Genomic DNA, 10,533 nt, shown 5'->3' on the forward strand with positions numbered 1-10,533 from the left:
TCGACTGGGATCTCGCGGACCGTCGACTGCGTCTTCCACGGCTCGCCGGCCGCGTCGTACATGTAGGCGATGTCGTGCGCGGGGTGGTTGCAGGTGCGCGTCGAGCACATGGGCGCGCAGGTCCGGGATGGCGGTGCCGATGTCGCTGGCCGCTCCGGTGACGGCGCTGTGCCGGCCGAGGGCCGCGTGGGTGACGTGCACGGTGGTCTCGGTGATGCCGTACATGTTCACCAGGACCGGGGCGTCGTCCGGGTGGCGCAGGTACCAGTCGGCGAGCCGGGCCGGCTCCAGCGCCTCGCCGCCGAAGATCACGGTGCGCAGGGCCAGGTCCCGGCCGGTCTCCGGGTTCTCCCGGTCGGCCTGCATCAGCTGGTAGAACGCGGACGGGGTCTGGTTGAGCACGGTGACGCGTTCGTCGGCGAGGAGCCGCAGGAATCGGTCCGGGGAGCGGCTGACGTCGTGCGGGACGACGACGAGCCGTCCGCCGTGCAGCAGCGGGCCCCACAGTTCCCACACCGAGAAGTCGAAGGCGAAGGAGTGGAACAGGGTCCACACGTCGTCGGCGCCGAAGCGGAACAGGTGCCGGGTGGCGGCGAAGAGCCGCACCACGTTCCGGTGCGGGATGACGACGCCCTTGGGCTCGCCGGTGGAGCCGGAGGTGTAGATGACGTAGGCGGGGTCGTCCGGTGCGACGGCGGTCCCGGGGTCGGTGTCCGCGCACGCGTCCAGCTCCGCGCGGACGGCCGGGTCGTCGAGCAGGAGCCGCTCGACCGGGCCGGCCTCGCCGGGCAGGGCGGTCGCGGTGCGGCCGGTGGTGAGCAGCAGGGCGGGCCGTGCGTCGCGCAGCACGAAGGCGATCCTGGCGGCCGGGTACTCCGGGTCCACCGGGACGTAGGCCGCACCTGCCTTGAGCACGGCGAGGAGCGCGACCACCAGCTCGGCCGAGCGCGGCAGGGCCAGTGCCACCAGCCGCTCCGGTCCGGCGCCCCGGGCGATCAGCAGACGGGCGAGCCGGTTGGCCCGGGCGTTCAGTTCGCCGTAGGTGAGCGAGGTGCCGTCGCACGTCACGGCCACCGCGTCCGGGGTGGCCCGGGCCCGGTCCTCGAAGAGGGCGGTGACGGTGGTGGGCGTGCCGGTGTCCGGTGTGGTGTCCGGCGCGGCGAGCAGGCTCCGGCGCTCCTCGCGTGTCAGCACGTCGATCCGGGCGACGGACTCGTCCGGGTCGGCGACCGCGGCCCGCAGCAGCCGAAGCCAGCGTTCGCCGATGGCCTCCACGGTGTCCGCGTCGAACAGATCGGTGCTGTACTCCACGAATCCGGCGAGGCCGTCCGGGGTGCCGTCGGCGGTGTGCCGCTCGGACAGGTTGACGGTGAGGTCGTACTTGGCGGTGCCGGTGTGCACCAGCTCGCTCTCGACGCGCAGTCCCGGCAGGTCGTAGGCGGCGAGGGGCGTGTTCTGCAGCGCCAGCACGGTCTGGAACAGCGGGTGGTGCGCCGGTGACCGGGCCGGGTTGACCGCCTCCACCAGGTGCTCGAACGGCAGGTCCTGGTGGGCGTAGGCGGCCAGCGCGTTCTTGCGGACCCGGGCGAGCAGTTCGGCGAAGGACGGGTCGCCGGAGAGGTCCGTGCGCAGCACCAGGGTGTTGACGAAGCAGCCGACCAGGTCGTCGGTGGCCTCGTCGGTGCGGCCCGCGACGGGGGTGCCGATGGCGATGTCCGTACCGGCGCCGAGCCGGCCGAGCAGAGCGGCCAGACCCGCCTGGAGCACCATGAAGAGGCTGACCCCGCTGCCGCGCGCCAACTCCCTGAGCGCGCGGTGGAGTTCCGCGTCCACGCGCAGGTCGAGCCGGTCGCCGCGGTACGACGTCGTCGCGGGCCGGGGCCGGTCGAAGGGCAGCTCGGTCTGCTCCGGCAGGCCGGCCAGGTTCTCCTTCCAGTGAGCGAGCTGCCGGGAGATCAGGCTGCCGGGGTCCGACTCGTCGCCGAGCAGTTCGTGCTGCCACAGGGTGTGGTCGGCGTAACTCACGGGCAGGGGAGCCCAGTCGGGGGCCTCGCCGCCCAGCCGGGCGGTGTAGGCGGTGGTCAGGTCGCGGGCGAGCGCGCCCATCGACCAGCCGTCGCCGGCGATGTGGTGGACGACGACGAGCAGGACCTGCTCCTCGGGGCCCAGGACGAACAGCTCCGCCCGCAGTGGAGGCTCGGCCGCGAGGTCGAAGGCGTGCCGGGCGGAGTCGGCCAGCCGGCCGGCCAGCTCGGCTTCGGTGGTGTCGGTGACCGCCGGCCGCGGCGCCGCCTCCCCGGGGTCGAGAATGTGCTGGTAGGGCGCACCCTCGGCGTCCGGGAAGACCGTCCGCAGGCTCTCGTGGCGTGCCACCACGTCGGCGAGCGCGGCCTCCAGGGCGTCCCGGTCCAGGGAGCCCGACATCCGCAGTGCCAGTGGGATGTTGTAGGTGGCGCTCGCCCCCTCCATGCGGTGCAGGAACCACAGGCGGCGCTGCGCGAAGGACAGCGGCACCACGTCGGGTCGGGCGGCGGCGGTCAGCGCGGGCCGCCGTCGCTCCGCACGGTCGAGTCCGGTGGCCAGTGCGGAGACGGTCGGCGCGTCGAACAGGTCGGCGAGCCCGAGCTCCACGCCGAGGACCGAGCGGGTACGGGCGATCAGCCGCATGGCCGTGAGGGAGTGCCCGCCCAGTTCGAAGAAGCTGTCGTCCACGCCGACGCGGGGCAGGCCGAGCACTTCCGCGAAGACCTGGCACAGCAGTTCCTCCCTCGCCGTGCGCGGGGCCCTGCCGTGGTCGGCGCCGGTCGTGTCGGGTGCGGGCAGCGCCCTGCGGTCGAGCTTGCCGTTCGCGGTCAGCGGCAGTCGGTCCAGCGTGACGAAGGCCGCGGGGACCATCTGGTCGGGGAGGCGCTCCTTCAGGTGCCGGCGCAGTGTGTCCGGGCTCGGTGCGGCGCCGGGTGCGGGCACCACGTAGGCCACGAGGGACGGATCACCGGCCCGGTCCGGCCGGACCACGACCGCGGCATGGGCCAGGTCCGGGTGTTCGGCGAGCGCGGCCCGGATCTCCCCCGGCTCGATGCGGATGCCACGGATCTTGACCTGGTCGTCGGCGCGTCCGACGAACTCCAGCCGGCCGTCCGGGTCGCGGCGCGCGATGTCCCCGGTCCGGTACATCCGCGTCCCGGCAGGGCCGAACGGGTCGGCGACGAAACGCTCCGCGGAGAGCCCGGCCCGGTTCAGGTAGCCGCGGGCGACTCCGGCCCCGCCGATGTAGAGCTCGCCCGGCACGCCGGGCGGCACGGGCTGCAGCCCGCCGTCGAGCACGTACGCGCGGGTGTTGGCGATCGGCCGGCCGATCACGGGTGTGTCCGAGGAGGCCATGCGGGCGGTGACCGCGTCCACGGTGCATTCGCTCGGGCCGTAGAAGTTGAAGGCGTCGACGCCCTCCGCCGACCGCAGTTCCTCCCAGAGCCGCTCCGGTACGGCCTCCCCGCCGGCGACGACCACGGCGGGACGCCGCCGGTCGCCGCCGAGCAGACCGTGGGCGCACAGAACGCCCAGGTACGAAGGAGTGGCGTAGGCCATGTCCAGGCGGTGGCGGGCGAGATGGTCGAGGAACGCGTCCGGATCGGTCCAGGTCTGCCGGTCGAGGACATACAGCTCATGGCCGTCCAGCAGGCACGACACCTGGTCCCAGGCCGCGTCGAAGGACACGGACGTGGTCAGTCCCACCCGCATCCGGCGCCGGCCGCCTCCCGCCTCCTTCGCCGCGAACAGGGTGGCCCGCTGGTGGTGGAAGAGGTTGACCAGTCCGCCGTGCGTGACGACGACGCCCTTGGGGCGTCCGGTGGAACCGGAGGTGTAGATGACGTAGGCGGCCTGTCGCGGGTCGGTGCGGACCGCCAGGCGGGTGGCCGGGCAGCCGTCCAGCAGCGCGGCGGTGCCGGGGTCGTCCAGCAGCAGGCGGTCGGCGGCCGCGTCGGCGGGCAGCCGCAATGCCGCACGGCTGTCGGTGAGCAGCAGGGCGGGCCGGGCGTCATGGAGCATGGCGGCGATCCGGGCCGCCGGATAGTCGGGGTCGAGCGGCAGGTAGGCGGCTCCGGACTTCAGTACGGCGAGGATCGCCACCACCAGATCGGCCGAGCGCGGCAGCGCCAGCGCCACCAGTTGCTCGGGGCCCGCACCGCGGCCGGTCAGGGCGTGCGCGAGCCGGTTGGCCCGGCTGTCCAGCTCGGCGTAGGTAAGGATGGTCTCCCCGCACACCACGGCGACCGCGTCCGGTGCCGCCTTCACCTGCTCCTCGAAGAGCTCGGCCAGGCCGGTGCCGCGTACCTCGGCCGCGGACCCGTCGCCCTCGGCCCGCGCCTGACGGCCTTCTTCGGCCGACAGCAGGTCGATCCGGCCCAGCCGCTGGTCGGGGGCGCCCTGCGCGACCCGCTGCAGCAGCCTGGTGAAGCGCTCGCGGTGCGCGGCGAGTTCGGCCTCGTCGTAGGCGTCGGCGACGGCCTGGAGTGCGAACCGCGGGCCGCGGCCGTCGCTTCGGTCGACGGCCCAGATCGCGAGATCGCCGGTGACCGCCTCGGCGATGGAGTGGGCGGAGACGCGGTGCCCGGCGAACGTCATGTCGTAGGTGAAGGACATGATGTTGACGATCGGGGAGAAGGCCGAGCTGAACGTGCCGGGCAGGGCGAGTTCGCGGTGCAGGTCCTCCGCGCGGTAGCGCTGGTGGTCCAGGGCGGTGCGGACCTCGGCCGCGGTCCGCTCGACGAGGTCGGACCAGCGCGTGTCCGGGCGCAGGGACAGGCGCAACGGCACCAGGTTGGAGACCGCGCCCGGCGCGGAGGCCAGTGTCGGGTCGCCGGCGGGGCGGCCGGTGACGACAAGACCCAGGGTGATGTCCCGGACTCCGGTGAGCCGGTGCGCATAGAGGGCGGTCGCCGCGATCAGCGCGCGGGACCAGCGGGTTCCGGCCTTGGCGGCCGCGGTCAGCAGCGCCTCGTGGACCGTCGGCGCCTCGAGTTCCGTCCTGCGCAGGCCGGTCACGGCGCCGTCGGCGGGACGCGCGGCGAGCCGGGCCGGCTCCGGGTGGTCGACGAGCCGGTCCAGCCAGTACGCGCGGTCGGCGCCGAACCGCTCGGAGGAGCGGTAGGCGGTGTCGCTCGCCACCAGGTCGTGCAGCGACGCGAACGCGCAGGGCGCCGGGTTACGGCCCTCGGCCAGGGCGGTGTAGGTCTCGGCGAGGCGCCGCGCGACGAGCGAGTAGCCGTACCCGTCCATCACGAGGTGGTGGTAGCCCTGGTACCAGAGGAAGTGGTCGGGCGCGAGCCGGAACAGGGCGTAGCCGAACAGGGGGTCACGCGCGAGGTCCAGCGGGCGGGCGCGGTCGGCGGCGATCCGGCCGAGCGCCGCCTCGCGGGGTGAGGTCTCCCCGCTCAGGTCGAGGCAGGGCAGTTCCCAGTCCGTCGTCGCCCGCAGGATCTGTGACGGGCCGTCCTCGCCCTCGGCGAACCGCGCGTGCAGGACGTCGGTCTCGTCGACGACCCGGCGCAGGGCGGTCTCGAAGAGGGCGACGTCCACCGGCCCGTGGATCTCCAGGTACTCGCCGATCCGGTAGGCGGGGATCACCCCGGGCGAGGCCTGCTCGGCGAGCCAGATCTCGCGCTGGGCCGCTGTCAGCGGGAGGACGGCGCCGTCGCGACGGGACATGGGGGTACCTCCAGAGGTGTTGCGGAGAGAGCTGATGCCGCCGGCGTCACTGCTCGCCGACCGCGCGGCCGGGGCGCGCGTCGGCGGGCGCCCCGGTGACCTCGCGCGGTCGGCGGCTCGTTATGCGACCTTCTCGCCGGCCTGAAGGTTCCAGAGGGAGGCGTAGAGCCCGCCGTGCGCGAGCAGGTCGTCGTGGGTGCCCTGCTCCGCCACGACTCCGCCCCGGTCCATGACGTAGATCCGGTCGGCGTGCCGGATGGTGGAGAGGCGGTGCGCGATGATCACCAGGGTCCGGTCCTTCGCGAAGCCCCGCAGGGTCCGCTGGATGGCCGCTTCGGTCTCGTTGTCGACGGCCGACGTGGCCTCGTCGAGGATGACGACGGGGGCGTTCTTCAGGATGGCCCGGGCCAGGGCGATGCGCTGTCGCTGGCCGCCGGAGAGGGTGGCGCCGCGTTCTCCGATCATCGTGCCGTACCCGTCGGGCAGCGCCTCGATGAACGTGTGCGCCTCCGCCATGCGCGCCGCGTGCTCCACGCTGTAGTCGTCGGCCTCGAAGCTGCCGTACCGGATGTTCTCGGCGACGGTGCCGTCGAACAGGAAGGGGTCCTGGGCCACGAAGCCGACGGCCCGGCGCAGGTCGTGGCGCGGCAGCCGGCGGATGTCCTGGCCGTCGAGCAGGACCTGCCCGGACTCCGCGTCCTGGAAGCGCATCAGCAGCTTGGCGATCGTCGTCTTCCCCGAGCCGGTGGCCCCCACGATGCCGGTGACCTGGCCGGGGGCGATGGACAGGGACAGGCCGTCCAGGGCCGGCGGCCGGCCGGGATAGGCGAAGGTGACGTGCTCCAGGGCGATCGCCCCCTGGACGTCCGCTTCGTCGAACGTCCGGTCGTGGCCGTCGGGTTCGACGGGGAGGCCGCGCAGGTGCTGGACACGGTCGTATGCGGCCAGGGTCTGCTGGTACTGGTCGACGATGCCGGCGAGCCGGGTCAGGCGCAGCATGACCTGCTGGGGCAGGCCGATGAGCGGGCTGAACACCTCGAAGGGCAGGGTGCCGTTGAGGACCGACCGGCCGCCGAGCAGCAGGGTGCCCGCCATGGAGGCGGTGGTGCAGACCCGGATGGTCTCGGCGTGGCGGGCCGTGCTGCGGTCGGTGCGCAGGCTGCTCTCCTCGCAGGCGTCGCTCAGCCGCTCGATGCGCTCCGCCTCGTACTCCTCGGCGCAGAAGCTCTTGACGGTGGCGCCGGCCTCCAGGTTGTTGACCAACTGGCTGTGCAGCCGGGCCCTGTTCTCGCTGGAGACGGCGTAGTCGGCGGCGACCCGGTCGTGGTAGTGGAACGACAGCCAGGCCACCAGTGGCATCGGCAGAAAGGCGACCCAGGCGATCTGCGGCGCGAGGAGCACGATGGCCGGCACCAGGACGAGGAAGCTGGTGGCGAGCTGCACCACGTCGTTGGCCGCGGTGGCGAAGAAGTTGCCCATCTGGCCGATGTCCTCGGTGAGCACCCCGGCGATCCGGCTCGTCCGCTCGCCTTCCAGATGACGCAGTTCCAGCTTCTGCACATGCGCGTACGTCTCGTTGCGCCAGTCGTGCTGGACGGCCTGGCCCAGCTCGCGCCACTCCAGGGTGGCCGCGTACGACAGGCCCGCGACCAGCGCGCAGGCGACGGCCGCCCCGCAGGCCAGGAACCACAACTGCGCGGAGGCGCCGCTCACTCCGAAGGCGACGAGCGGGGCGCACTCCCCCTTGACGAGCACCAGGGCGATCCAGCCCAGGAAGACGCCGAGGCCCATCTCGGTGATCTGGCAGAGCGCCGACAGCGCCGACGCCGCGCAGAGTTTCCCTTTGTGCGGCCCGACGATGCTCAGCAGGGTGTGTTGCGACGGCTCCCGGGCCCGGGCGTCCTCCGGGTCGGCCCGTTCTCTCCGCCAGGCCCGTCGCACGACCACGGCCGTGGCCGCCGCCAGGGCGCCCAGCGCCAGTACGGGCTTGCGCAGTCTTCTGCGGCCGAGCGCGAGGACGGCCGCGGCACCGCCCGCGACGGTGAGCGCGGGGCGCAGGACGGCGACGCGGCCCTGCGCCGCCTCGGCCGCCTCGCGGGGCGCTGCCGCGTCCGAGGAGGGCGAGACGGCGGAAGCGAGGCTGTTCGTGAAGGCGGCGACGGATTTTCTCAGCAGATTCCCGATGTCCGTGGCGGTGAGGGAGGGGTCGTGCAGGACGAGCACCCCGCCCGTCACGGGATTGGCGCGCGCCTCTTTGATTCCCGGCGCGCGCCGGAGCACGCCCTCCAGAATTTTCGCGCCCCTGGGCCGCCCGAGCACCGCGGGCACGTTCCAACGCTGTCGCCCCGGAACAACGGACCTGGCGGTTACATTCGAGAGGTCGGGCCGGCACGTGGCTGCTGTGCCCACCAAAGTTGCCATGGGGAACAATCACCTGTTTTTCAAAGGGGCGCGTCCCGGAACGGGCGGGCCCGCCCTTGCTGGGAATGGGACGACTCGACGGTGTGCGCGGCGGAAATCACGGCGCGGAAATGTACGCGGGGCGGCCGACGGCACGCGGATGGACCACTCGGACCGTGCCGGCCATGGCCCTCGGGCACGACCGGAATCACGCGGAGTCGGGTCGGCTCAGTGCACCTTGGCGGCGGTCGGACCGGTGCCGCGCGCCTTGCCGGGGGTCTTGCCCTCGCCGCCGGCCTGCGCCGCGTGGGCCGGCGTGGCCGCGGGCGCGGGCGAGCCACCCGCTCCGGTCCGGCCCGCCGAGCCGCCCTCCAGGGCGCCGGTGTCCGGGGCGTGCTCGGCTCCTTGCGCCACCTGGGCGGCGAACATTTCGGCCGTCGCCTCGGCCGCGAGATCCTGGATTCCCTCGCTGGCTTCGTGGACGGCCTTTTTCACCTCGATTCCGAGTCCCACCGACGTTTTGACGAGGCCTCGCATGAGGGGCTTGCCCAGCCTTTTCACCAGCGTGGCGGTGATCAGGCCGATCAGGAAGGGAGGCACTACAGGCGGCATGGCACGTCCTTCTCTTGTGCGGGGAAACGATGATTGAAAGAGCAACGGGAGGTGAGCGGGAAACGCGATGAACGTGGTTTCCGTATCACCGGAGCGACGTCCCGCATCACAGAGCGTATCCGAGCGAGAGCGGACAGTTACAAACTCCGCCGTCGCCCTTCACTCATTCGAGTAGGGCGGCTTTCCCTCGACCGCCCGTTCAAGCCATTCGACGGCCGAAACGCGACGTCAACCGCCATCTCCGAGTGACCGGTGGTGCCTGCGCCGACGGCCGGACGCCCCGTGCAGTTCCCTCTCCACGCGTCGGCGCAGGGCGGGAAACGGCAGCTCGCCGCCGGCCAGCACGGCCTCGTGGAAGTCACGCACGTCGAAGGCGGCGCCCGCACCACCTTCGGACGCGGCCCGCAGTGCCGTGAACTCCGCATGACCCGCCCGGTACGTCAGCGCCTGCCCCGGCATGTCGGTCGCGTAGCGCAGCAGCTCCGTCCCGATCTGCCCGTCGGACTCGGCCGCCGCGTGGGCGCGCATGAAGGCGCGCGCCTGCTCCAGCGTCATCGTCCCGAGGTTGAGGCCGGTGTCGACGACGAGGCGTTGCGCGGTGAACCGTTCATGGGCCAGGCGCCCGTACGCGTCCCACGGGTCGTCGTACAGCCCCATCTCCCAGCCGAGCCCCGCCGCGTACTCCGCCCAGCCCTCCTGGAACCCGCCGAAGGCCGCCAGTTCGCGTCGCAGGTCGGGCAGGGCGGTGTTCTCGGCCTGGCGGGCGAGGTGGAAGTGATGTCCGGGCGCCAGTTCGTGGTAGATCAGCGCGGCCGCGCCGAGCAGCGACCGGTGCGCCAGGTCCGAGGCGTTGTAGCGGTAGCGTCCCACCGGTCCCGCGGCGGTGGGCGGTTCGTAGTAGCCGAACGTCATCGACGCCTCCAGCGCCGGGTCGAGCCGGGCCACGCCGTAGGGGGCGCGGGGCAGGACCGCGAACCAGCGCGGCAGCAGCGGCGTCAGACGGTCGAGATGTCCGCGGTAGCGGGCCTCGACCTCCTCCGGGGTGGCGGCGTACAGGCGTGGCTCGGTCGTGAGCCGTTCGTTGAACTCCGCCTCCGTGCCCCCGAAGCCGAGCGCGGCCCGCATCTCCCGCATCCGCTCGGTGAGTTCGAGGCAGTGCTCCCGGCCTAGTGCATGGAGGCGTTCGGGGGGTGTGTCGCCGGAGGTGTACGTCCTGACGAAGGCCCGGTACGCGGCCTCGCCCTCCGTGTACTGGGCCCAGCCGACGGCCTGCGGCGCCCGCCGGACGTAGTCCGGGTCGCCCACCAGGGCGAGAAGGCGGTCGAACGCCGGCTCCAGCTCGTCGGCCACGAGCCGCGCCACCGCGTCGCCGAGGCGGCCCCGGCCCGCCGCGTCGAGCCGGGTGAGCCGCTCGGCGTCCGTCTGGACGTGGCGCGCCGCCGAGGCCCGCAGACGGGTGAGCGTGGTGTGGACGCCGGCCAGCGCGGGGGCCGGGATGCGGAAGCCCCGTGCCGCCTGCCCGGCCGCCTTGTCGCCGATCGTCGCGACGCAGCGGGCCAGGTCCCGGACGAGGGACACGTACCGGTCCGCGTCGGCCCGGCGCTCGAAGCGGAACGCGCGGAAGACCGTGTCACCGTACTGCTGGAGGCGGAAGAGCTGGTACGGCGTGGCGGTCGGTGTGAGCCAGTGGAAACGTCCCGACTGCGCCTCCTGTTCGGCCAGCGCCCGCAGGAAGCCCGCCGTGTCGGCGGCGGGGCCGGGCAGTTCCGCGGGCCGTAGCGTGCGGAGCCGGTCCAGCACCCCCGCCGCGAACCC

General features: G+C 73.2%; 4 protein-coding genes and 1 pseudogene. All 5 read right to left on the reverse strand.

Annotation, left to right across the window (positions count from 1 at the left end; all coding sequences use genetic code 11):
* Positions 1-110 (reverse strand): glycoside hydrolase domain-containing protein (locus ACWEN3_RS31915; RefSeq protein ID WP_452977822.1); only part of this gene is annotated, 110 nt, incomplete at its 3' end.
* Positions 85-5,706 (reverse strand): annotated as a pseudogene (locus ACWEN3_RS31920) (amino acid adenylation domain-containing protein); the annotation flags it as partial. The gene ACWEN3_RS31915 and the pseudogene ACWEN3_RS31920, both read right to left, overlap by 26 nt.
* Positions 5,707-5,826: 120 nt before the next feature.
* Complete coding sequence (locus ACWEN3_RS31925) at positions 5,827-8,034, reverse strand: ATP-binding cassette domain-containing protein (protein WP_452977814.1); 2,208 nt, start codon at positions 8,032-8,034, stop codon at positions 5,827-5,829.
* A 300-nt stretch (positions 8,035-8,334) separates the two neighbouring features.
* A complete protein-coding gene (locus ACWEN3_RS31930) occupies positions 8,335-8,718 on the reverse strand; it encodes a DUF5132 domain-containing protein (protein WP_452977817.1) in 384 nt (127 codons plus the stop codon).
* A gap of 228 nt (positions 8,719-8,946) precedes the next feature.
* Positions 8,947-10,533, reverse strand: a 1,587-nt coding sequence (locus ACWEN3_RS31935; protein WP_452977820.1) for a DUF885 domain-containing protein, incomplete at its 5' end; no start/stop codon positions are given.

The organism is Streptomyces sp. NPDC004561, from assembly GCF_053602155.1.

Coding starts and splice junctions, on each gene's coding strand:
- ACWEN3_RS31930 (WP_452977817.1), bottom strand. CDS start 8,718: ATGCCGCCTGTAGTGCCTCCCTTCCTGATCGGCCTGATCACCGCCACG.